This window comes from Rhodococcus sp. NKCM2511 (assembly GCF_014905595.1).
Lineage (GTDB): Bacteria > Actinomycetota > Actinomycetes > Mycobacteriales > Mycobacteriaceae > Rhodococcoides > Rhodococcoides fascians.
Window position 1 is genome coordinate 23,169 of the sequence record NZ_BNHJ02000001.1, and the last position, 23,459, is coordinate 46,627.

At 62.1% G+C, this 23,459-nt stretch carries 17 protein-coding genes; 4 read left to right on the forward strand and 13 right to left on the reverse strand.

Annotated elements, in window-relative coordinates; all coding sequences use genetic code 11:
• Positions 1-345: 345 nt before the first annotated feature.
• Complete coding sequence (locus tag JLZ96_RS00110; RefSeq protein WP_201009307.1) at positions 346-4,089, reverse strand: DUF4365 domain-containing protein; 3,744 nt, start codon at positions 4,087-4,089, stop codon at positions 346-348.
• A gap of 264 nt (positions 4,090-4,353) precedes the next feature.
• Here JLZ96_RS00110 and JLZ96_RS00115 point away from each other — a divergent pair, with 264 nt between their 5' ends.
• The 3 genes from JLZ96_RS00115 (at position 4,354) to JLZ96_RS00125 (ending at position 7,792) form a co-directional block, all read left to right on the forward strand.
• Entirely contained in the window at positions 4,354-4,533 is a 180-nt protein-coding gene (locus JLZ96_RS00115) for a transporter substrate-binding domain-containing protein (RefSeq protein ID WP_236253793.1), read from the forward strand.
• A gap of 1,726 nt (positions 4,534-6,259) precedes the next feature.
• Entirely contained in the window at positions 6,260-6,682 is a 423-nt protein-coding gene (locus tag JLZ96_RS00120; protein ID WP_032387383.1) for a hypothetical protein, read from the forward strand.
• 645 nt (positions 6,683-7,327) lie between these two features.
• Positions 7,328-7,792, forward strand: coding sequence for an SRPBCC family protein (locus JLZ96_RS00125; RefSeq protein WP_027497200.1), 465 nt, complete (start codon positions 7,328-7,330; stop codon positions 7,790-7,792).
• Between the two features lie 16 nt (positions 7,793-7,808).
• Here JLZ96_RS00125 and JLZ96_RS25110 read toward each other — a convergent pair whose 3' ends face one another.
• The 8 genes from JLZ96_RS25110 to JLZ96_RS00160 all read right to left on the reverse strand — a co-directional run bounded on the left by JLZ96_RS25110 (position 7,809) and on the right by JLZ96_RS00160 (position 16,883).
• A complete protein-coding gene (locus tag JLZ96_RS25110; protein ID WP_268963028.1) occupies positions 7,809-7,937 on the reverse strand; it encodes a hypothetical protein in 129 nt (42 codons plus the stop codon).
• 443 nt (positions 7,938-8,380) lie between these two features.
• Positions 8,381-10,084 (reverse strand): DEAD/DEAH box helicase, encoded by a 1,704-nt coding sequence (locus tag JLZ96_RS00130; protein ID WP_201009308.1) that lies wholly within the window; start codon positions 10,082-10,084, stop codon positions 8,381-8,383.
• Between the two features lie 303 nt (positions 10,085-10,387).
• Entirely contained in the window at positions 10,388-11,206 is an 819-nt protein-coding gene (locus JLZ96_RS00135; RefSeq protein ID WP_027497198.1) for an Fpg/Nei family DNA glycosylase, read from the reverse strand.
• Positions 11,207-11,253: 47 nt separating this feature from the next.
• Positions 11,254-11,634, reverse strand: a complete 381-nt coding sequence (locus JLZ96_RS00140) for a VOC family protein (protein WP_052060882.1) — start codon at positions 11,632-11,634, stop codon at positions 11,254-11,256.
• The gene (locus tag JLZ96_RS00145; RefSeq protein WP_374758016.1) at positions 11,634-13,253 is read right to left on the reverse strand and encodes an MFS transporter; all 1,620 of its coding nucleotides are present in this window, start codon (positions 13,251-13,253) and stop codon (positions 11,634-11,636) included. The genes JLZ96_RS00140 and JLZ96_RS00145 overlap by 1 nt, the downstream gene beginning before the upstream one ends.
• Positions 13,250-14,083, reverse strand: coding sequence for an NmrA family NAD(P)-binding protein (locus JLZ96_RS00150; protein ID WP_201009310.1), 834 nt, complete (start codon positions 14,081-14,083; stop codon positions 13,250-13,252). The genes JLZ96_RS00145 and JLZ96_RS00150 overlap by 4 nt, the downstream gene beginning before the upstream one ends.
• 40 nt (positions 14,084-14,123) lie before the next feature.
• Positions 14,124-14,945: an alpha/beta fold hydrolase gene (locus JLZ96_RS00155; protein WP_032366147.1), complete on the reverse strand. Its 822-nt coding sequence runs from the start codon at positions 14,943-14,945 to the stop codon at positions 14,124-14,126.
• A 117-nt stretch (positions 14,946-15,062) separates the two neighbouring features.
• Positions 15,063-16,883, reverse strand: coding sequence for an ATP-binding protein (locus JLZ96_RS00160; protein WP_201009311.1), 1,821 nt, complete (start codon positions 16,881-16,883; stop codon positions 15,063-15,065).
• Positions 16,884-16,958: 75 nt separating this feature from the next.
• Here JLZ96_RS00160 and JLZ96_RS00165 point away from each other — a divergent pair, with 75 nt between their 5' ends.
• The gene (locus tag JLZ96_RS00165; RefSeq protein ID WP_236254032.1) at positions 16,959-17,327 is read left to right on the forward strand and encodes a response regulator transcription factor; all 369 of its coding nucleotides are present in this window, start codon (positions 16,959-16,961) and stop codon (positions 17,325-17,327) included.
• Positions 17,328-17,334: 7 nt separating this feature from the next.
• On the opposite strand, the gene JLZ96_RS00170 is transcribed toward JLZ96_RS00165, so the two are convergent.
• The 4 genes from JLZ96_RS00170 to JLZ96_RS25115 form a co-directional block, all read right to left on the reverse strand.
• The gene (locus JLZ96_RS00170) at positions 17,335-18,003 is read right to left on the reverse strand and encodes a response regulator transcription factor (protein ID WP_032366150.1); all 669 of its coding nucleotides are present in this window, start codon (positions 18,001-18,003) and stop codon (positions 17,335-17,337) included.
• Positions 18,004-18,418: 415 nt separating this feature from the next.
• Positions 18,419-20,482 (reverse strand): AMP-binding protein, encoded by a 2,064-nt coding sequence (locus JLZ96_RS00175; protein ID WP_201009313.1) that lies wholly within the window; start codon positions 20,480-20,482, stop codon positions 18,419-18,421.
• A 157-nt stretch (positions 20,483-20,639) separates the two neighbouring features.
• Positions 20,640-21,983 carry an NAD(P)/FAD-dependent oxidoreductase gene (locus tag JLZ96_RS00180; protein WP_201009314.1) on the reverse strand — a complete coding sequence of 448 codons (1,344 nt, stop codon included), beginning with the start codon at positions 21,981-21,983 and terminating at the stop codon, positions 20,640-20,642.
• Between the two features lie 31 nt (positions 21,984-22,014).
• Positions 22,015-23,349 (reverse strand): serine/threonine-protein kinase, encoded by a 1,335-nt coding sequence (locus JLZ96_RS25115; protein WP_268963029.1) that lies wholly within the window; start codon positions 23,347-23,349, stop codon positions 22,015-22,017.
• Positions 23,350-23,459 lie beyond the last annotated feature (110 nt).

Here is a 23,459-nt window from a genome sequence, read left to right on the forward strand (position 1 = left end):
GGTCATGCGGCAGTCGACAACGGTGACCATGTTGTGGGCGTGGGTTCGGTGTCTGACGGAGTCATTCGGGCTAATTCAAGGTGGTTCTCAGAAGCTAAAACTGAACCGGGTGGATACGATAACGGTGGCCATGCACACGCAGCTTAGTAAGCACACGAAATCGCTGTAGGACGACCTTGGGGCGTAGTCGAAAGCTGGGAATCTGGGCTTTTTTATTTAGAACTACGGAGTAGGTGACCTTACCCGTCAATTTAATTCAGGTTGCAAACGGCGGCGAGTCGATAGACCAACGCCCCGTTCCGAAAAAGGTATCCGGAGTTTGGGTATTGCCTTGCCCAGAGTTGATTACCGACCCGCATCTGTTAATAGTTCCTGAACTTGGGCGAGATGCTCCGATGCGTTGTCCAAACATCCGGCGCTGGCAAGCGTAGTCACCGCCTCGCCCAAGTGGTCCGCAGGACTGTCAGCCTTCGACGACGACGCAATCTCTTGGGCTTGTCTTAGATTACTGATCACGTCGTATTTGTTGGCGCCGGTATGTTCGGGCATGATTGCAACGGCAGCGAGTAAAGTCGCCATTCGTGAGGGCTCGTCGCCAGCTAATCGTGCCACACCCCACATCGCTTGCACCCGCCACGCGTTGACCTGTGCAGACTCTGTCGCCGCTGAACCCAATATTGCTTGCAGGTCCAGCCAGGGATTGCCCGCCAAATGCCACCACCCGGGGCGGCCAACTGTTATCAGTGCCACGGCCACATGCCAGTCTTCGGCGCGGGCCTGTGCAATCACAGTTGACGCGTCGGTTGGCACGTCTGCGATCCGAGCGGATAGAGCACGCATTGTTTCGTCTTTCCTCTGTTCGAGGATTTCGTCGACATCTTCAGGTGAAAGCGTTCGCGACTCCAGCCAGTTGGTAGCCCGCCTTTCCTGGTGCGTAATAGTGCCGAAAGCAGGTACGCCGTACTCTTGAGCCAATCGACGCTGTGCCACATCGTCTGACCACAACGGTACGTTTCGTGCCTTTGCGAGGGCAATTGGGGTCAACCATGGTGATGCCCTCGAGAGCTTGAAATCTTCCAGTATCGATGGGTCAACATCTGCAATGATCTGAACGGTAGAGGCAGTCTCCTCCAGCATTGCCATGCGGCGGAGAGCGCCTAGATGTTCGTTGAGGTCTAGCTGGCGTAACTCGATCGAGTCACCAGCTGAGTCGTAAGAAATGAAAGTGCTGCCCGCTGATCGTCCGTCGAGGTCGAGCCTGCCGCGGACGATGTCATCGAATGTGCTGTAAGCAACCAAGACATTACGCACCATCCCGCGCACATTTTGGTACTCGTTAAGTTGAGTCGCAATCAGTAGGGCAGAGGCATCAGCTACAACGTCCGACCCGACGGCTGATCCCACGGCTGACTCCTCCGCGGCTGCGTCACCCTCGCGGGCGGTCGCCGCCAGGTAGTAGCCCAGTGGACGGACTGCCAAGATCGCGGAGTATGGACGGCTGACTGCACTGGCTAGAGCCCCGAGCGGTAGCCGAGCCTGGTGAAGCATCTCCAAAATGTCAAAGAGCGGCGTGTCATCTCGCCGCATGATGTCGGCCATCCTGGAGATAAGTGTTTCGGTTGTATGTGCGTCCAGGACTTGAATCGGACTCGCTGTGCCATGGCGAGCTATATGGGATTGCAAAGCGTCAAATGCTGTGTGGCGGAGATCGTTGTCGAGTTCTGGGCGGTGATCAGCCTGGGTGGCGGGCTCGTCACCCGTATCACGGGTTCTGGTGATAACTGTGCCCAGGAGAGACGCGCTAAATCCAGCGTTGTCTGCAAATTGTTCGGCGAGATCGAGCATGCGGGCAAAAGCTGTCGGTGGTAGCGCGACTTGCCTTGAGACAATCGCGAACCACAGATGTGCTTCGTCGATGTTTTTGATAGGCGGATCGTATGATGAAATAGTTGCGTATGCCTTTATGAAAGATCCCAGGTTGTGTTGTACTTCTGCGAGCTGCCAAACATCTTGTGGGTCGATCGTTAGTCCGTCACCATCACTGATGCACTCAAGAATTTGACGTTCGGCTCTACGCAGAAGCGATGACGCCGCCTCGCCGTTAGTAGCATGCGCGGTGTCAATTGAGTGTCGTGCGATGGTGCGACGCGCGATTCGTCTGTTGAATGGGTCGACGGTTGATGACGACAGGACGTCCCCCGCGACAATAGCTGCTTCATCCCCGCGGTTAAGACTCCTCAACAGCTCGCACCGTCGACCTGCGAAGCCAACACTCCTGTAGCGGCCATATGCCCTGTCCGCTGCGTTTTGCGCATCATCACCCCTATTTCCGCGCGCTAAAAGTTCTACGAGTTTAGTTGCAGCGAACTCCTCCGTGTCGGCGAGAATTCGTAACGCGGGTAGATTTGCGTCGAGATCCACAACAGCGGCAGCATTCGTGGAGATTATCTGTTGCCAACTCGCCGTGATTATGTCACGTTCGACCAGAGGTGTAAGGCGAGCCGATTCGTCGACGCCAAGATCGCTCAACCGCAACACAATTCGGAGCAAGGCGTCTGGACGATCAGCGTCGAGGTCAGGGAAGAGGGCGGTCAGACGTTGACGTTGCTCATCCTCTGAATGTTCGGTTGTGTGGATCCGAACTGCTGCCACCTTTTTGTCGATTCCGTCCGGCATCTCGTCAATTAGTCGGACAGCGAGGTCGAGTTTTCCTAGGGCTGCAGCGGCGATCGCGGCTGCAGCTTGCACATCGGATCGCTGAGACTCTATTTCTGTCGCCCGCCCCTGCGGAGAGGCCAAAGAACGGTTGAGTACATCAGCAAAGTCGCCAGCTGCCATCAGGCACTTGAGAAGGGTGGTGAGGGCCGACTTCGTTGGCCCGTTCCATTCGTGTATCTGGTCTACTGCTGCTTGAGCCAAACTTAGTGAGCGCTTGAGGTCTCCAGGTACGCTACAATTCGACATCGCTCGCTGGATTAGTATATCGGCGAGCATTTCTGCGACGCCAGCAGACTTCGGTGCCAGTATTTGGGCGCGCTCTGCGATTGATACGGCACCATTCAAATCGCGTCCGAACTCTTTGCGTCTTGCCAAAAAGCTCAACACGACCGAATCATCGTTACTGGCTTCGAGTAAGGCCTCGACATCGGAAGCAAGGCTGACCGGCTTGGCGCTATTGGCGGGATGTTCGAGGATTGCGAGGCCAACCGCAAGTCGCGGATCTGTAACTTCCTTGCTAATAGCGACCGCGCGGCGAAACAGATTCTGAGCTCTGTCATTATCTGAGTCCAGCAGCACGAGACCACCGTTCGTGATGTAACGGCATGCGTTCTTCGCATCTAGTTCGGCGGCTTTGACGAAAATATCTGCGCTGAGGTCATTTATCTCGTGTGCGTGCGCGTAGTCCGCCATTGACAAAAGGCCTCGGCTTGGCCCAAATGCCGCCAACCAGGGAGGATCGCTATCCAGTAGTGTCTCCAGCACAGCTCTCGGAGCTCGACGGCCGTGTGCGAGGTGGGCTGCCAGCAATGCCGCACTCTCTCGCATTTCTTCGGCCGCGCCCCTAAGTCTGTCAGCGACCTGTGGTGGCAGCCTGCTGAGGTTGTCTTCAAACTGTTCGTAGGCGGTATCGGCGAAGCGATCAGCCGCGGCCTCCCATGCCGCGCCTGCCGAATCCAGGGTATTCGCGCGTGGAACCAGAATAAACAAACCGTCTCGGGGGCCGGATTCAATCGTCCTCTCCGAAATTTCCTGCCAGTAAATCTCATCGGTCGTCAGATCGGCGAGAAGCAGGAAAACGGGCAGTGAGTGCTCAAGCCAGTATGAGACGTGTCGTTTAGAGGGACGGTACTTCCAACCATCGGAATTCTCCTCTTTGAAGTAAGAATCCCCACCTTTGATCTGCAGTCCTACGAGGCGACCCGTCGCGATGGCAGCGCGTTTGATTTCGACATGGGCGTCGATGCCGTAGTCGGAAGTTTGTTGTTCGCGAAAAGCGAATTTGAACGTGCGCTCGATTCGAAGACCGGAAAGATGGACTGCCTCCCTGTCGGTTCCGCTGGTATCGACGATTGCTATTACCTCCCCCATGACCGATTCTCTATATGAAGTCACGTTACGTGGGGTGGACCTACCGTGCATCGCTGGCACCACTTTCGGTGCATCTGCTTCGCTTTGTGGATAGGAGCTGATGCCGGCGCGCTTGCGGGATGGTAGGTCCTAGAGACCCTCCTTCTTCCAGGGGCGGTAGACCTTCTATTGGTTGACTGGCATGCCCTCGTCGTGCCCCGGATCCGCTCGCGCGACGAGAGCCCTGCAGTGGGCGGGGCGTCCGTGCATGATCGCGCAGAAGCCATGTCAGCCGGAAATGCAACGCTGCCGCCCATGCAGTACGTCGATCCGAACGGCGACGTGATCGGCATGCGCATCGACCTCGGCAAGGAGACCTCCAAGCGCCTGTTTCTGACTCCGAAGTTCGTCACATCGAGTTCAGGGCGCAGATCTCCGTTCTGCAAGCGGGCAGGTGGGACATGATCGACACCGGAATGTTCTACGCTCCTGCACGAAGCCGCCGGACCAGATGAGGTGCCAACCGATCTACCACTGGCTCGATAGACTTTGGCGGGAGGTGCTGATGGCATTGGTACGCGATATGCGCCTGTCCCGAGGACCGGGACGACGCCCCGGAGATCCATCACTGGAGCGGCCGTCCTGACCACCGGGCGCTCGAGCAACTAGCGAGGTACCGACCGTCGGTCCTTCCGGCCGATAGATCCGGCATCGCGCGCCAAATGCCGCTCCTGCTGACCTCCACTTGGACTGTCCTCTGGAGAGGTGTCGGTGACATCGATCGATTCAGCGCAACGCTGGCCTCGATCGATGCGATCAGGAAGAAGCGCAGCCAGGGCGAGGGTCAGGTGCTGGGATGGGAAGTGCAGCCCCTCGACCTCGATGCCTGGTCGGCCGGCCATCTCCATCCGAACGGCCACCTTGGTCGCCTAAGCCCAAGGGCCTGTCTGCAGGGCAGACCGCCAGTCGAAACAGGCGGTTTGGGCGAGGCGCGATACGGCCACCGCACATGCACCGGTTGAGAATGCGCGAGGTATGCATGCCATGGACACCCCACGGACCCCCATAGCCGCACCGGAAGTGTCGCGGGACAGCTCCTTGTCGGTACCCAACGCGATACCGACAACCATGCCAATTCGAACCCTCGATGGTCCACCGCTACCAGGTGAGATCTTGGCCCATGCGGCACGCGCGGTCGTCCTAGCCGGCCTTCTCGCTGGGCAACATGTCTGCCACGACGAAAACCGTTCAGTAGTCAGCGAAGCCGAGCTGCGTTCGGCGATCTGAACCGAATCCGGCTCGGACTCACTGTCGCTGTTTGTGGTGCCGCGTCCGGGCGGGTATCAGCAACGCGATCCGTCGCCGCGATAAGGAATGCCGAACACCGCCAACCGACCCGGTCTAGCCTCGGTCGTTTCCCCGCATACAGCGCCCGATCCTTAGGCTGGGACCGAGGCGCGGATCAGCTGTGTCGGTACGCATCTTTGCTACTCGATACGCGTCGGCGAGGACATGTGAGGTTGTATGGGGAAAGGCCACTGGGCAATGGTGGGTGTCCTGATGAGGGAGGTTTGGTCCGGCTTGGAAAGGGATTCTAATCTTCCTGAAGGTTGTGGCCGGCCAGCACGTAATAGCGATTCATGGCAGCAATGGCGACAGCTTTGACTATGTTAGTACTCTCCATGAGGCGATCGAGGCTGAGAGATATTGTTGTTGAGACAAATCCGGATGAGTCAGGGTTGCCTTGAGCGGTTTCCGGCGCAGTGGCCGTCTGTTTCGGCGGACGTACTCGTCGCTGGCGACTCCCCGCCGCGAACGCTTCACACCCAGGGTGCGACGGCGAGCGGTGCAAACGTGGACAGATGCTGTCTTGCGGCAGCGGATGCGCGGTGGATGAGTGCGAACGTGAAGACGGCCACGACTACATCGACGGGAGCTGCAGGTGGTGCAACGAACCGTCCGGACAGCTCCGCGTCGTCGGCGGCTCATGACCCTATCGTCGGGTATCGGGACTTCCGACAGGACCCTTTTGACCCCCGAACTGCGAGGGACAAACCCCGGCGCTGTCACGGAGTTGTAGACGGTCGGCGTGTCAGTACGTCGCGTCGCGGACCCCGAGACGGGGGCATCGTCGATTTCTTTCCGTCAGGTGCTGGTTCGAGAGCACACTGCACTAGGGCATCATGGGCCTATGAGTGATCTCGAGTACCTCGCCACTTTGCTCGCTGCGCTGGATGCGGAGATCGCGCGAGTTTCGGCCTCCGAATCCGGGTCCGACGAGCAGGCGTCGGCCATCGACGACGCAGCCGCCGCCGTCTTCCGGTTGCGTGAGAAGGTCAAGGCCGGTTACCCCGGCAAGAAGGCCTACTACCTTGCGGCGTCGACCGATCCCCAGGGGATCAGAGTCGAGGGAATTTCTGCCCTGCACGGCAAACGCGCCCATGAACTGGTCCAAGATGGTGGTTGGATGCACGCAGATTCCAGCACTGTTCTCGATGCTCTCGATGACGACCAAATCAGTCGGTATCACGCGATCGCAGGACGCGGTGTAGCGCAGACGTTTCGAGATTCACGCGAATACTTGGCGACGGCAACAGGTCTGGCCGAAAAGTAGACCCACGCATCGGTACGGCGAGTCGGCCCAGCCTTGGAATAAAGATTCCCGAAGTCTGCTCGATTCCAATGACCACGATGGCGCGCGATTGATTGATCGGATAGATGTCGAACGATGAGGACTTATCCGTTCCATTGTGTATAGGCTCGACTGCAGAAGTCGGTTTTGTCCACTAGGGCGGACAGATGGGCGAGTATCATGGCACTGGCAGATCTCGATACTGGCAACCCACATTGGCTCAACGCCGTCCTTTTTACTGTTGCCGCAGTCGTAGCGATTGTCCTCACTTGGTGGTTCTTCGGCAACGACAGTTAGCCGAGACGGACACGGCTGTGTAGCTCCTCAACACGAGCACGCGAACGGCGTGCTGATCATCTGCCACAGTGAGCCGACGCAGCTCGGCCGTGATGCCTCCGGTCATCGAGTCCACGGCCGTCACACGTTCGCCGGGTTCGAGGTGTTCGAGAACCCAGGTGGCAGTGGAAGGAGCAAGATCGGTGGACATTCTCGTCATGCCTCCGTCCCGCTGCGCTGGGTGCCGCAATCCCGGTGTCGGCCGAGCATCTCACCAGGCAGCCTTCGCGGTCCACCTGTTTTCGGCTGTATTCATGATTGAGGATCCGGCGTATTGGGCATCGTGCAGATATGACAGAGAACGCAAAGCTGACAGTGGAACGCACCATCGAAGCGCCCGTGGACGCAATTTTCGACGTCCTGTCCAACCCCGAGCGGCATCAGGCACTCGACGGCTCGGGATTCGTACGCGGCGTGGACCACGCAGACCGAATTCAGAAGGTCGGCGAGAAGTTCACGATGAACATGCAGGGCGATCACATGGGTGGGGAATACCAGACCGACAATGTCGTCACCGGGTACGCCAAGGACAAGCTACTGGCATGGAAGACCGCGCCGGCCGGCAACGAGCCTCCCGGATGGGAATGGTTGTGGGAACTGGAGTCTCAGGGACCCAACGAGACATTGGTGCGGCACACCTACGACTGGTCGAAGGTCACGGACAAGAAGCTTCTCCAGCAGATCGGGTTTCCCCTGGTCACCGAGGATCAGCTGAACGACACACTTGCACGCCTCGCTGTCGAGGCAACGTCCTGATCTTTCGGGCGTACGTTCAGCCGTAGAACGCCGCTGCGTCGACGCGCTCGATGGGCATCCATCGAGCTGGAAAGTCCGTCGGCGCAGCGGCTTCGGCGAGGTCCAGGCCACGTATAGCCAACGCCGTCGTGGGTGACTGGTCCACGATCAGACTGATCGCGTACGTTGCTGCGGTGACGTGAACGCAAGGATCAGTTCTGCTGGAACAGGTGCATGCCGTGTCGACGTCCGTGGGAACCGGCGCCAGACCCCCCGATACCAGCTCCGCGTGAAGCGCGTCAGGCAGATCCCCGCTTCCTCTGCCGTGAGTCGGATGACTGGTGACGATGCGCAGAGCCGTCCTTTTGTGAGCCGCCGAATAGCGCGGCACCGTGAGTGTCGCGGTCTCCATTTTCTTTCCTGCTGAGACCACGCAGCGAATAGAACCGATCGTGTTGGTATCCACGATGACCGACTCGCTACGAGCCAGGCTCCGCGCTCGAGGAAGCATGGGATTGGGTCGGGTAGCAGTGATCGGCTCGACTCGACGCAGCCATTCCTTGCCCCATGGAGTCGCACCGAACGGCGGGGGCTGGGGAGTGGATGCCATCACCGTGCCACCGAGAGCGACAACGTCTGTCTGAGTGTCGAATCATCCAGTGCGGCAAGCGCTGTCTCGTTGTTCCCCTCGGTCAACCCTGCAATTGCTTTCTTCCGGGCGTGCAGCGACGCAATGTACTCCTCCAACGTTCCTTCGGTGGTGAGCGCCATGACTGTCACAGGTGAGGTCTGTCCGATTCGATGTACCCGGTCGGTTGCCTGCGATTCCACCGCCGGATTCCACCACCGGTCGTAATGGATGACGGTGCTGGCCCGGGTGAGGTTCAACCCATAGCCGGCCGCTTTGAGGCTCAGCACCATCACGGGACAGCTACCGCCCTGAAACTCGTCCACCATCTTCTCGCGCTGGTCCACGTCGAGTCCGCCGTGGAAGAACGGTATGGCGGCTCCAGTGACACGCGCGAGATGGTCGGCGAGAAACTCACCGGTCTTGCGATACTGGGTGAAAACCAATGCTGTCTGCGACGATTCGGCGAGCTCCTCGATGATGTCGGTGAGCCTGTCCAGTTTCCCGGAACGGTCGGGCGACGAAGACATGTCGCCGTTCACGAGACCCGGGTGGTTGCAGATCAGTTTCAGAGAGGTCAGCAAAGCGAGCACCGCAGTCCCTCGGCGTTGTGTAGAACCGAAACCGGTGTCGAATGCAGCCTCGACCGTCGAGTTGTACAGCATCGCTTGCTCGTTCGTGATCGGGCACAGTACGTCTATCTGCTGTTTGGGTGGAAGGTCGGTCGCCACTTCGTCTTTCGTCCGTCGGAGGACGACCGGAGCTATGGAATGGGACAAGTGCGCAAGCGCAGCCGCCGAACCTGCGTTCTCGATGGGTGCGGAAAATCGCCGAGTGAAGCGTGCTCTGGTCCCGAGCAGACCCGGGTTGGTGAGGTCGATCAGGGCCCACAGTTCGTCCATGCGGTTCTCGACCGGGGTGCCGGTCAGTGCGATGCGAGTTGTCGAGCTCAGTCGTCGCGCGGCACGGGAAACCTGCGTGCGCGAGTTCTTCATGACGTGCGCTTCGTCGAAGAAGACCGTGTTCCAACTGATCTCGGCCAGACGGTCGGTGTCGGAGCGCAATGTCGGATATCCGGTCACGGTCACGCAGCCGACCTCGCCACATCCACCGAGCGAGCGGTTCGGTCCCCGGTAGACATTGACCGTCAGGTCGCCGGCGGAGAACTTCTCGATCTCGCGTCGCCAATTGCTGATCAGGGATGTCGGGCACACCACCAGAAAATTGCCTTCACCCCGCGAGGCTCCCACAATCATGTGCGAGATGGCTTGCAGAGTCTTGCCCAACCCCATCTCGTCGGCCAGAATTCCTCCACCCCCGGCTTCTCCGACGGTCGGAATCCAGGACGCACCGTGCACCTGATACGGCCGCGGGGTGAAGGTGGACGCACTGTCGCCCAGATTGGCCTGCATGTGCAGGCTGGTGCGTAGGGCGTCGACGGCACCGTGCGCGGTCGACACGCTGGACCCACCCGTGTTGGGTACCGCGTACGCGGCCGGGGGGAGTGACTCCAGCAGCGATGCAGGAATCTCGGCGTAGTGGGGCCGATGTTCCAGGTGGTCCAGAACCGCCAGCCACCCCCGGGCCGACGCGCTTTCCGGGAGGCCTGCCGATGGTGCCAGTGCCGCTTCGAGTTCGACGCGACGCGGATCGACGAGCTGTGCTTCGACGGTCCGTACGGTCACGGAGCCGCCCGTATCGGGTATCGCTAGGTCGATCGGCGTCGTCGCTGCGGTGGCCGTCCTTGTGGAATCAGGTTGCCAGACAGCGAAACAGTGTCGACGGGGCAGGTAGGTGACCTGCGGAGCGAGGCCCGTATCGGTCGTCGAAAGCATGCAACCTCCAGCCGAGTGAACGCTTCGGTAGACCCGAAGCTGCCCACACGGTACGTGCCCGAACGGGATTTCGCCGCATTCAACAGTGCTTGACAATTCCGAAAAGTGCTGTCCTACAGCGCTATCGAGCAGCGGGCAGCGGCGTGGAACCGATCAGGATTGCTCGCGCGAACACCACCACGTGGTGCGGCCGCCCACCGTTCCGCGAGTCATCGGAGCACCGCAGCGTGGGCACGCCGCGTCCGCCTTGCGGAACGGGATGATCTCACCGGTGTGCACGCCACCCTTCTTGATCGCCGACCTGATGGCGCGACGCAGAACAACGCGGAGCTCGTCGAGTTCCTCGGTGGTGAGAGTCTTTGCCCGTCTGGACGGAGATTGCTCGCTCTGCCACAGCACCTCGTCGGCCAACAGATTGCCGACGCCTGCGATTGCTGCTTGGTCCAGCAAACGTGCCTTCAGAGGTGCTCCGCTGGAACCGATTCGGTGCCGGAAGTCGTCGCGCGTGATCTCCGCAGCATCGGGCCCCAACGCATCGATATCGGGTTCGAGGCGCACTCGGCCGAGCCGGCGCTTGTCGAAGAGCCGGAGCTGACCCCCGTCTTCGAACGTCATGGCAAAGCGCGTCCACTCGGGCTTGTCGGTGTCGCGCTCGCCCACGTGCGGATCGCCGCCTCCGTACTGCGACGTGCGATCGCCGTCGGGAGCGGTGACGATGACGCGGCCGCCCATTCCGAGATGGATTCCCAGCGTCGGACCGCTGGACCCGTCGGCGGTGACGGTTTCGCACCACATCGCCTTGCCACGTCGACATGCCTCGGTGAGCTTGCCGCCCTTCAGGGCGTGAGCGATATCGCCCGGCATGTGTGGACGGCACTCGAACGAGTCGGTGTCATCGATATCGACGATGACGCGTCCGAGGGCTTTTTCGACGACCTGTCGAGCGTTTTCGACTTCGGGTAGTTCGGGCATGGAGCGGGTGTACCCAATTCGCCGGCTCTATGCGCGAGCCTGTGTCGTCAGGCGCGCTTCCTACCGTTGGCGAACTGTCTGAAGCCGATCAGGTTGCCGAACGGATCGAGAACCTGGCACAGACGTTCACCGGTGAACACCGATTTCGGCCCTCGATGCACGACGCCTCCGCGATCGACGCAGTTGGCGACCACTGCGTCCACGTCGTCGACGTTCCAGTACGAGACCGATCCTGCAGTCCCCGCGGGGCGGTTGTACGAATCGGTGACGTGGACGGTGAGTCGCGTACCGGAGACGTCGAACGCGGCGAGTTGCTCGTGTACGTCGACGGGGTCGGTGCCCAGGAGCGTTCGGTACCAGTCGACGGCGGCGGCGAGGTCGTCTGCGAAGTAGAAGACGTTCCCCACGCCCGAGAGTGCGTTGTCCATCATTGTCCGTTCGGGTTCGCTCGCACCGACAGTGCGATGTCATGGGTTTCGGTGTGCGTAGCACCGTCGACGGTGTGGGCCAGCGCTTTCTGCACCACGTCGTGGTCGGAGCCGGTCCACCGTTCTTCTCGCTGACGTCGGTACTGGCTCCACGACGGCACAGTGAACTGCTCGACCACGGTGTCCTCGACGTCCAGACTCCGGTACAGGTTCCAGGCGTACGCCCCCGTTCGCTTCCGCGCGATCCCGACCGGAGCCATCGACGTCAGAAACTGCTCCAGAGCGTCGTCGACCACTCGGTACGTAACGGTGATCCGCACCGGCCCGTCGTCCGGATCGGGTTCGAACATCACGGTCGGGGTCGGCCACGCCATGGACACCGCACGGTCGAGCACGCCGGTCTCGGGTCGCAGGGGGAGGACTGCGACACTCGCAGCGACGAATGCCAAGGCGGCTACCGCGACCGCGAGTGCGTCGACGATGCCGATCTTCGACGCCAACCATCCCCACACGAGCGAGCCGATGGCCTGAGAACCCATGAAGACCAGGAGGTAGACCGACATCCCGCGCGCTCGAACCCAGGTGGCGAGCGAAAGCTGGATAGACGCATTCAGTGCGGTCAACGTCGTGATCCAGGCAATGCCGGACAACAACAGCGCCGGGACCACCGCCCACAGCGGAAGCCACGCCAGCGCTGCCATTCCCACGCCGTACCCGACAGCAGAGCCGACGAGCAAGGTGTTTGCGCCGCAATGTTTTCGGAGCATCGGCGTCGCGGCAACGCCGATCACGGCTCCGACCCCGAGTACGCCCAACAACACGCCGTATCCCACCGAGCCCAGTTTCAGTACCGACGACGAAGCCGATGGCAGTAGCGCCCACAATGCAGATGCGGGGAAGGCGAACAGCGCCGAGCGCAGAATGATTCGTCGAACGATCGGGCCGGATCGGATGTAGCGGACCCCGGACAGGATCGACTCGGCAAGGCCTTCTCGATCCGTTTGTGGATGTTTCGGGCGCTTCCATGCAATCAGCACGCTCAACGTTGCTAGAAAGGAGGCGGCGTTGATGGCGAACACGAACGTCGGCCCGGCCAATGCCACCAGTACACCGGCAAGCGCCGGTCCGACGGCCCGCGCCCCGTTGACGGTCACGCTGCCCAGCGCCGAGGCGGCCGGGATTTCTTCACGGCTCACCAGCTCGGGCTGAATCGCCTGCCAGGCGGGAGCGGACAGTGATGTCCAGCAACCCAATACGAATGTGCAGGCGAGCAATCCCCACGGAGACAAGGTGTCGGTCCATGCCAGTGCGGTCAACACAATTCCGGTCAGCATCGAGCCGGCACCGACCGCGATGAGCAGAACGCGGCGATCGAGCGCGTCGGCGAGCGCGCCTGCCAGCAGAGCCAGCAACAGGGTGGGTAACAGACTTGCTGTCTGCACGGCGGCGATGATCGTGGTCGACGCCTCACGTTCGACGAGGAACCACTGCGCACCGACGGTCTGCATCCAGCCGCCGATGTTCGAGACCAGCTGTGCGATGAAGAGGCTGCGGTAGACGGTATTTCGGAGCGGCGACCACGCGGACGGTGCTGCCGGCGTGGTGTCGGTGGTGCTCACGCCAGTCCCGCCGACCATTGCGCGAATGTCTGCCATTCGACCTCGGGATAACGGGTGCGCAAGCCGTCGATGTCCGCGTCGTATCCGACGTCGGTCAAGAATTGGAACATCGCTCTCATGTCCTCGGAACCTATGTCCCGTGCCCGGCTCGAATACGGCTGCACCGAGGTTCCGAGAACGTCGCCGAGAGTGTTCGCCATGGTCTCCAACGTCGGATCGTCCGACGCGAGATCGATTCGCATCTCGCGAAAGTGCGCGGGTTCGGTCAACACGAGGGTGACGAACCGCCCCAGGTCCCGCCGCGACAGCTGCTGCAGTGGAGTGTGGAGCGGCAAGGGCAGATCGAGGCGGCCGGCCCTGACGTCGTCCAGTCCGCCGAGAAGATTGTCGTAGAAGTAGGTGGGGCCGACGATCGTGTACGACAGCCCAGCTCGACGCAGCAATGCCTCGGTTTCGGCCTTCGTCTCGAAATGCGGTATGCCGGTGCGGCGGTCAGCGCTCGCAACCGAGGAGAACACCACGTGCGGAACCTCCGCGGCGATCGCCGCATCGACGAGGGCTGCGCCCTGAGCCAATTCGGCCGCGGGACCGTCCTCGAACGGCGTCGTCATCACGAACGCACCGGCACCGTCTCTCAGTGCAGCCGCGGACGATTCCCGATCGGTGATGTCCGCGACGATGATCTCGGCACCTCGCTCACGTAGCCGATCCGCGCGGGCCGAATGACGCCGCACCACTGCGCGCACCGGTAGCCCCTGCGCCAGCAGGGCATCCACCACCGCGCCGCCCTGCCCTCCGGTTGCTCCGACGACTGCGTACGGTCTGATCATCGTGTTGTCACCTTTGTTCCGGAGGGCGAGAGCGGGGCTGCTACTGGGCGATGAAGGCGAGAATGTCTGCGTCCAAGGCCTTCTGGTAATCGCCGTAGATTCCGTGCGGTGCACCGGGGTAGACCTTGAGGGTGCCGTGCTGGACGAGTTCTGCGGTTTTCAGTGCCGCCGCGGCGATCGGCACGATCTGGTCGTCGTCACCGTGGGCGATGAAGATCGGGACGGTCAGCGCTTTGAGATCCTCGGTGAAGTCGGTCTCGGAGAACGCCTTCACGCAGTCGTATGCAGCAGTCAGATTGACCAGCATCCCCTGTCGCCAGAAGTCGTCCTTGGCGCCCTGGGAGATGGCGGAGCCCTCACGGTTGGCACCGAAGAACGGCTCGGACAAGTCCTTGTAGAACTGCGATCGATCGTAGAGAACGCCGTTGCGGATGTCGTCGAGTGCTTCGATCGGCGTGCCCTCGGGGTTGGCCTCGGACTTCAGCATGACCGGGGGAACGGCACCGGCAGTGATCACCCGAGCGACGCGGCTGCCACCGTGCTGCGCGGCGTACCGCACGACCTCGCCGCCACCGGTCGAGTGTCCGATGAGGGTGAGTTCCTGCAAGTCGAGGGCCTCGACCAGTTCGGCCAGATCCTTGGCGTAGGTGTCCATGTCGTGGCCGACGGCAGTCTGCGAGGACCGGCCGTGGCCGCGGCGATCATGTGCGATGGCGCGGTAGCCGGCGTCTGCGAGAAGCTTCAGTTCGAGCTGCCAGGCATCCGAGGACAGTGGCCAGCCGTGACTGAGCAGAACTGGCTTTCCGGTGCCCTGCTCGGTGTAGTAGATCTCGGTTCCGTCGGTGGTGGTGATGTACGGCATGGCCTGCTCCCTGGTTCGGTTCGATTGGATACCGACAACATTCGTCCGTTCCCGGGTCGAAAGCGTCGCCGCTGCCATCCAACGCGGGGGAGGAGATTCCGGTGGCGCCGCTACCTGCTAGCCGGTAGACAGACCGATGTGGACCGACAGTGTCGTGCCACCCCCGGGTGGGCTGACGATGGTCAGTTCGCCGCCGACTGCGGCCACCCGATCCTGTAGTCCGATCAAACCCGACCCTGTGCTCGGATCGGCACCTCCGCGGCCGTTGTCGGTTACGGTCAGTTCCAAGCTGTCCTCGGTCAGGTGCGCGGTGATGTCGACTTCGGTGGCCTCGGCATATTTGGCCGTGTTCGTCAGCGCCTCGGCGACCACGTAGTACGCAGCCACTTCCACCGATTCGTCCATCCGGGAGGAAATGTCGGCGGTGAGGGCAACGGGAATCGGACTGCGTCTGGCCAACGTCTTGAGTGCCGGTGCGAGTCCTCCGCGCGAGAGGATTGCGGGATGGATGCCGCGACTGAGTTCGCGGAGGTCGGTGTGCACCTGCGACAGCGTCTCGACGCTGCGGTCCAACATCGCGCGGAGCTCGGTCAGGTTCTCCGGGGCAGCGGCTTGGGCGCCGCGCAATTCCATTCCGAGAGAGACGATTCGCTGTTGGGCACCGTCGTGCAGGTCACGCTCGATACCTCGGCGGGCTTGGTCGGCTGCGGCGACCACGCGGGACCGGGACCGCGTCAGCTGAACTCGTGTGTCGTGGTTGTAGACCGCAGTGGCAACGAGGTCGGCGAAGTCGGCCAGTCGATCTCGGGTCTCACCGCCGGCCGCATACTGCGTAGCTGTCGTGCCGATGATGACGGCACCCCAGGTATTGCCGTCGACAGTGATCGGTACACCTTCGACCCAGCGAATACCCCTGCCCTCCAGTCGCTCAGCGATACCGCCGGTCGCTTCGGTGAAGTCGACGGCAGCGGCGCGGCCGGTGTCGGCGACGATCGTGGCCACGTTCTGCCCACCGATCGGCAGTCGGTCACCGGCTTGCACGCGCTCACCGGCGGATTCGTCGCGGATCGCCAGAATCGTGTAATACCCGTCGCCGTAGCGGATCACCGAAACATGTTCGTTGTCCAACCCGACGGTGAGTTCGTGTGCGACTGCGAGGTACACGTCATCCGGATCGGCCCGCAGCGCCACCAATGTTGCGACCTTCCGAAGTGACGCTTGCTGGCGTGCCAGCGCGACGGTACGCAGGTGCATGTCCTGACGGTCGCGGGCGGCGGCAAGAAGAGCCTCCAACGAAGGCACGACACGGCGGATACGGCGGGCATCGACGCTATCGAGATCGGCGGGAACCAGCAGCGACGCGGTGACGACGTCCCCGTCCCGAAGCAGGATTTTCTCCTGCCCCACGGACGCGTCGGCCTTCCCTTGCTTCAACACCGCGAAGGGCAGGTCGAGGACCGCAGCCAGGCGGGTGCTGGCAACATCGAGCATCGTCGGGGTGTGGTCCGAGCGCAAGATGGTCTTGGCGAACGCCGCCAACATATCTGCTTCTCGTCGACGTTGATCGGATTCGGTTGCGCGCAAACGTGATTGGCCAACCAGCACGTTGGTCAGAAGCGCCAGTGCCAGAAACACGATCAGTGCAGGGACGAGGCTCTCACTGCTTTCGAGTACATGGATGTAGGCGTACGCGCCGGCACTGGCGACCGATGTCGCGATCGACAGACGAAAGCCCCACCCCGCAGACACGATCAGCACTCCGAACAGGAATATCGCACCGAAAGCATTCTCGGGTGACACCCGTTTGAGCGTCAGCACAACGAGTATCTCGACGGCGATGGCGGCTGCGGCCACTGCGATTCCGCAGGCGACCGGCGGCGCACTCGGCCGGAGTATCACAGTGACGAGCCGGTCGCGGAGGGCGGTGTCCGACGTCATCGGCACATCCGACTGCTCGAATTACCGCTAGCGGTAATGCCGACCCGAGCAGTCTCTGACACTCTCGACAGAGTGATGCCCTCCCGCCTGCAGTGCCTGATCGTCGACGACAGCGACGCTTTCTGTGTCGCTGCACGCCGACTGTTGGAATCGGCAGGGATGTCGGTGGTCGGCACGGCGACCTCACTCGCCTCGGCGATCGATGCAGTGCTGTCCACCCACCCCGATCTCGTGCTGGTCGATATCGACTTGGGTGCCGACAGTGGATTCGAGGTGGTCGAAGCGATCGACGCCCAGGATCTGACGCCTCCGCCTGCCGTCATTCTCGTGTCGACACACGACGAGGAGGACTTCGCAGACCTGGTGAACAACAGTTCTGCCCTGGGTTTCCTGTCGAAATTCGAGCTGTCGGCGAGCGCGATCGAAGCCCTGCTGGGCACCTGACGGCGGGTCACCCGACGGTGTCCAGATACAGGATCACCGCTCGCACGCGACGGTGATCGTCGGCCGTCTCCGACAGGTCCAACTTGGTCAGGATGCTTCGGACGTGCTTCTCGACGGTTCCTTCGGTGATCCACAAGCGTCTGCCTATGCCCGCGTTGGAGAGCCCTTCGGCCATCAAGGTCAAGACGTCCCGTTCGCGAGAACTCAACGCGCCGAGGGGATCACCTCGGCGCTTGGCCGCAACCAGTTCGTATACAAGAGCAGGATCGATGACCGACGATCCTGCCGCGATCCGATCTATCGTCGAGACGAAGTCGGCGATGTCGGTCACACGGCTCTTGAGCAGGTAACCCATACCCTTGGCGGTGTTGTTCGCGCTGTCGAGCAGTTCGAGTGCGTGATCGACTTCGACGTGAGCAGACAGGAGCAGCAGAGAGACGTCGGGGAAACGGTCGCGGATCTTCACGGCCGCGTCTAGCCCCTCGGCGGTGTAGGTCGGCGGCATCCTGATGTCGATGATCGCCAGGTCCGGTGGATCTTTCTCGAGCAACGCCAGTAACTCCTCGGCGTCACCGGCCCGGCCCACGACATCGAGGCCCGCCTGGGTGAGCAGACTGGCCAGGCCTTCTCGCAGCAACACGTCGTCATCGGCGATGACTACTCGTATCTGGGACATCACGCTCCTCGAACCCGTCGGGTTCGAAGTATCGGCTGCGGCGTCGTGAGCTGTCATCAGTCATTCGACTCTATTGCGCGCTTCGAGTGTCGACTCGGTTTCGCGATTCTTCAGTCGCTCGATCGGTCGTCGTGGATTCCACGGTTCGGACTCGGCCCGGGGGAGAGGTCGTTCTCACGGGTTGCCTCGAAAAACAACTGCAGGAAGGACGACGACGCATCCCCGGGCTGGGCGGCGCGAGCCTGACGGGGTTCATCCGATGACCTCGACATCGCCATTCCGTCCCTTCCGTCCCTTACCCGCAGAACGGGTGTCGCTTCCTCCCCAAATAGTCTCAGATTCTGAACAGTCAAACAACTGAGAGTTCTCGGGGTGGAGTCGGAAGGCGGGGTGGTGAGGAAGTCGACGTGCCGGCTTACATACCGGCGGCCGTGGGAGGTTCGATCAGCATCCTCTTGATCACTTTGCCGGTCGCGGTTCGGGGGAGTTCTTCGAGGAACGTGATGTCTCGCGGCACCGAGAACCGGCTCAGTCGATTTCGGATGTAGGCCCGCACCATATCTGCGTCGAGGCCTGCAGCACCCCGACCGACGACGAACGCCGCGAGGCGCTGACCGTACTCGTTGTCCGGTACACCGACCACCGCTACCTCGCCGACCTGAGGAAGGTTGGCGATGGCGTCCTCCACCGGCCCGGGAAACACGTTCTCGCCGCCGGAGATGATCATCTCGTCGTCCCGCCCGCACACGAAGAGCCGCCCGTTGCAATCGATGTACCCGAGGTCGCCGGTATCCATGAGTGCTGCACCGCGAGCCGAAGCAGTCGACGGTGGCTCGGCGTTCGTGTAGCCGTCGAAGAGCATGTCGTTACCTACGAATATCCGGCCCAGAGTGCCGGTCGGAACCACTGCGCCGTCGGCGTCGAGTACGGCGATGGTCGTGCCGAGCGGCGGCCGACCCGCGGTAGTGGGAGCTGCACGCAGATCCTGCGGTGTGGCGATGGTCGCCCACGAGACCTCGGTGGAACCATAGAAGTTGTACAGAACATCTCCGAACGCATCCATGAACCGCGAGACGGTCGACCCCGTCAACGCCGAACCGCTGCACGCGACGACTTTCAAGCTGGACGTGTCGTAGCGCGATCGCACGGCTTCGGGTAGATCGAGAATGCGCTGCAACATGATCGGGACAGCGATCAGCGACGTGCACCGATGAGTCTGAATCGCCCGCAAGCACTCTTCCGGATCGAATCGATCCTGCAGAACCACGGTTGCCCGCAGCGGTGTACTGATCTGCAACGCCGCCAGCCCCCAGCTGTGGAACATCGGCGCGGCGATCAGCATGCGCTCGTTCATACGAAGTGGCATGCGGGACAACATGGCCGCGACGGTCCCGAAGCCGCGTGGGGTCGGGCGAAGTGCACCTTTGGGAGACCCGCTGGTGCCCGAGGTCAGCACGACAACGGATCCGGGCCGTTGCGGTCTGTCGAACGTGGCGGACGGAGCCGCGACGAAATGCTCCAGAGTGCGACGGCCCGCGACGACGGTATGAGCCGACAGGCTGACGCGGAGGACGTCGTTGGGGAGGTAGCGAACCATCTTGTCGAATTCGTCGTCGACGAACAACGCTTGCAGCTGGTGACGACTCGAGATGGTCTCGATCTGGCGGGCCGCGAGGCCGGTGTTGAGAAGTACGACCTCGACACCGAGCATGCCGCAGGCGACGACGCATTCGATCATGGCAGTGTGATTGCGGGCCAGGACTCCTACCGTGCTTCCCGGGCGAATTCCGGATGCGGCGAACCCTGCTGCTATCCGATGCGATCGCAGGTGGATTTCTGCGAACGTGCGAGTACCGCGATCGTCGATCACGGCAATTTCGTCCGGTGACTTGGCGGCGGCGGCCGCGAAGCCACCGCCGAGGGTGAAGCCCCATTTCGCCAGCGAGTTCAGCTGCCGGTATGCGCGATCAGGACGCGCGGCGCGAACGACGCCGGTACCGATCATCGTTTTGAGGACCGCAAGCTGTAGCGACCGGGAATCGCCGGCGTTGGACACGATCGATGTCGTTGCGCCGGAGAGGGACTCGGCCAACCTGTTCAGGCCACCCATGACCCAGTCGACCACTGCCCGATTGTGTTCGGGTTGCGGCGAGTAGGTTCCGGCCAGGCCGGCTCTGAAGATCGTCACATCGATCTTGGTCTCGCTCGGTGAACGCGCGCTGAGGGTGAATCTGATGAAACCGCCGGATTCGACGTGCTCGACGGTGATGATCGGCCGGTTACGTCTGTTCACCACGACTTCGAGTGCGTGCTCGACCCCACCGACGCCGCACGTGTAGCGGTTCGCCGACTCGCTGAGAAGGCAGTACCCGAGTCCGGGGAAATATCGCGGGTACAGTTCGACCGCACTGAGCACCCCGCACACTTGCTCGACGTCGTGTGCGAAGACCGTGCTGCAGTCGATGACGTCGGAAACCATGGTCCACCCCTGTGCCTTGCCGTGTCGAACAGCGCCGCTGCCACATCGGCACCGACCAGAAGAATGGCAGCGCACATCGGTAACGGGTCATCCGCCTGGATGAAGTCGTCATAGTAATCCCGGTGCGCGGTTTCGGGAAGGAAATGCGAATCTACGTCTAATTGGGACGAAGTTCGCCGCCGCCCCAGATCTCGTCGAACGGAACCGTGCGGGCCAGGATTCGCTCCGCCGCTCGGTGTCCCGACAGGAATGCCGCGGTCACCGTCGACGGATCGTCCGTCCACGTTGCCTCGCCGGCCAGGTGTAGAACTCCGCCGACCGGGGTCGACAGATCGTCGTGGTCGCTCGGTCGCGAGCCGACCGCCGGGTACGAGTAAGCACCGTGGGAGAACGGGTCGTCCTGCCATCGCGTGACATGCACCCGCTGCGGGGAGATCACGCGTTCGCCGTAGAGGCCACGAAGCGCGTCGAGCACCGACTCGGCAATACGTGCGTCGGACCACTGCCGGATCGTCTGCGCACACGGCCCCGCCGCAAACGTGAGCAGCGTGGGCAACCCCTGCGGCACGGTCACGTCATACCACGAGTGCCACCAACGCCCGGCCTCCCCTTGCTGCCGAATCGCGTAGACGTCCTCGTCCCAGAATGCATGCGGGAACTGTAGGAACACCTTCTCGAACGCGTTCATCTCGAGTCCGTCCAGCGCAGTCGACACCGGATGGGTAAGAGGCGGTTCGATAAGCAAGGTCGGTGACTTCAGGACGCCGATCGGAACCGTCACCACGATGTGGTCGGCCGAGAACGTCTCGGTGAGAGTCTCGACGGAGGAGCTGTTCGATCCCCACGCGATGCGTGTCACTTCATGGCCGAGTCGTACATTCAGCCCGTCGGCCAGACAGACCGCGAGCCGGTCGTACCCCTCGGGGAACACGACCTCGTCACCCTCGATCGCGTCGTCGTCCAACCCGTGCGCATCGAGCATCCCCTGGTCGACACCCAGCTGTTCCTCGGCCCGGTGACCCAGGAACTCCCGGACCCGTTCGATTCGATCAGGATCCCATGCGAGCCGTTTCACGGTGCTGTTCACGGCATCCTTGTACGACGTGCCCAGGGTCGATGTCGCTATGGTCGCCGCCAGCAGCTCGTCGACGACGTGTACGTCCGACGCGAAGCTCGCAACCTCGTCCTCGCTCAGACGCCGTCCGTTCGGTGAGTAGTACGCGATGGGTCGTCCGTCCGGCTGAAAACTCCCCACCGTGAACTCACTGGTCGGAATGCCGAAAGCCTGTACTGCGTCGGCCAGCGGATTGTTGTCGATTCCATGAACCCAGGACGCACCGACATCGAAAATCTGTCCGTTCGTCCGCAGGGTGTGCACTCGTCCGCCGACGCGGTCGCGGGCTTCGAGAACGACCACACGGTGACCCGCACGGTGCAGAATGCGTGCTGCGGTGAGGCCGGAAATGCCGGCTCCCACCACCACGGTGTCGACGTGCGTCATGCTCTGTCCGTTCCATTGGTTGCCGACATGCTCAGTTCCCACGGCCGGGGTTGCCGTTGCCGGAGTTCCCGTTGCCTGAATTGCCGTTGCCGTTGCCGTTGCCGTTGCTGTTGCCTGGACTCCCGTTGCCGGAGTTGCCATTGCCCGCATTACCGTTGCCGTTGTTCCCGTTTCGCGGTGGAGCCGCAGGTTGTGTCGGCTCGGCGGGCACCTGTTCGACGGCGCGGGCGGGCACGTCCTGGGGGAGGTTCGAGACAACCGGCATCGAGGACTCGGATGAGGTTGTCACGGGTGCCGGGCTAGTCGGAGCGGTGACCGATGTGGACGGCGATGTCTCGATCGGCTCGTCGCCTGTTCCGGTTGCCATCCAGGCAATTGCCGACGCGACGGCGACGAACAGTGCAGCCGCAGCCAGAGGGACAAGACCGCGACGCCGTGAACCCTCCGTATGTCGAGGGGCCGAATCCTGCTCGGCGACAACCGCTGTCGAGTTCGCGAGGGGCAGGACCGCAGTGGCCGGCAGTGGTGGCGGTTCGCTGGAGAGACTGTGTAAGGCGTCGGCCACGGTGTCCGCCGTCGGCCTGTTTTCGGGATGTCTGGCCGTCATCGTCGTCAGCAGCGAATGCCACTGGGGCCCGAGTTGCTCTGGTACCTCGGGGTCGCGGTGCAAGCGCGCCACGGCTGCGGCTACCGCGCTGCCGTCGAACACCAGTTCGCCGGTGAGACATTCGATGAGAACCAATCCGAGGCTGTAGATGTCGGTTGCAGGCCCCGCAGAGGTGCCCGTCGCCTGTTCCGGGCTGAGATAGTGAGCGGTGCCGACGGTGGTGCCGTGCTCGGTGAGGCGGTCGGCGTCGACGATGCGAGCGATACCGAAATCGGTGAGCTTCACGCAGTGCCCCGTGCCCGACGCCGGCTCTCGGGCGACCAGGATGTTGGCCGGTTTGATGTCGCGGTGGATGACGCCGCGGTGGTGGATGTAGGCAAGGGCTCGAGCGATCTCGTGTCCCATCCGGGCGACGAGATCGCCCGGTAGTGCGCGGCCTGCGCGGTAGCCGTTCAGAGTGGGGCCGTCGACGAACTCCATCACCAGAAACGGCACTCGGATACCGCCGGTGTCGGGGGCGGTACCCGCGTCGTACAACGTCACCAGGCCAGGATGCGACAGCGACGCGAGCGTCCTGATCTCGGCATCGATCCGTGCATCGGTATGTGCGGGTTCACCCTGACGGAATATCTTCACGGCAACGGGCCTACCGAGGACGTCGTCGTCGGCTCGAACGACATCTGCCATTCCGCCGCGCCCCACGACGTTGCCCAGACGATATCTGCCCGCGAACAGGTGATCGTCGGAGTTCGCACCCACCAATGTTCACCGCCGATCCGAAGTCTTCCGAGCACCCTATAGCCCGTCGGCGAGGGAAGAGGGCGCGGCCGGCGACCATCGGGCATGATGGTTCCCCGGGTGGGGACCGT

Bases quoted from the DNA above. Each gene is read 5' to 3' on its own strand.
- JLZ96_RS00110 (WP_201009307.1), bottom strand. From the start codon at position 4,089: ATGGGGGAGGTAATAGCAATCGTCGATACCAGCGGAACCGACAGGGAG.
- JLZ96_RS00115 (WP_236253793.1), top strand. From the start codon at position 4,354: ATGTCAGCCGGAAATGCAACGCTGCCGCCCATGCAGTACGTCGATCCG.
- JLZ96_RS00120 (WP_032387383.1), top strand. From the start codon at position 6,260: ATGAGTGATCTCGAGTACCTCGCCACTTTGCTCGCTGCGCTGGATGCG.
- JLZ96_RS00125 (WP_027497200.1), top strand. From the start codon at position 7,328: ATGACAGAGAACGCAAAGCTGACAGTGGAACGCACCATCGAAGCGCCC.
- JLZ96_RS00135 (WP_027497198.1), bottom strand. From the start codon at position 11,206: ATGCCCGAACTACCCGAAGTCGAAAACGCTCGACAGGTCGTCGAAAAA.
- JLZ96_RS00140 (WP_052060882.1), bottom strand. From the start codon at position 11,634: ATGGACAACGCACTCTCGGGCGTGGGGAACGTCTTCTACTTCGCAGAC.
- JLZ96_RS00150 (WP_201009310.1), bottom strand. From the start codon at position 14,083: ATGATCAGACCGTACGCAGTCGTCGGAGCAACCGGAGGGCAGGGCGGC.
- JLZ96_RS00155 (WP_032366147.1), bottom strand. From the start codon at position 14,945: ATGCCGTACATCACCACCACCGACGGAACCGAGATCTACTACACCGAG.
- JLZ96_RS00160 (WP_201009311.1), bottom strand. From the start codon at position 16,883: ATGACGTCGGACACCGCCCTCCGCGACCGGCTCGTCACTGTGATACTC.
- JLZ96_RS00165 (WP_236254032.1), top strand. From the start codon at position 16,959: ATGCCCTCCCGCCTGCAGTGCCTGATCGTCGACGACAGCGACGCTTTC.
- JLZ96_RS00170 (WP_032366150.1), bottom strand. From the start codon at position 18,003: ATGTCCCAGATACGAGTAGTCATCGCCGATGACGACGTGTTGCTGCGA.
- JLZ96_RS00175 (WP_201009313.1), bottom strand. From the start codon at position 20,482: ATGGTTTCCGACGTCATCGACTGCAGCACGGTCTTCGCACACGACGTC.
- JLZ96_RS00180 (WP_201009314.1), bottom strand. From the start codon at position 21,983: ATGACGCACGTCGACACCGTGGTGGTGGGAGCCGGCATTTCCGGCCTC.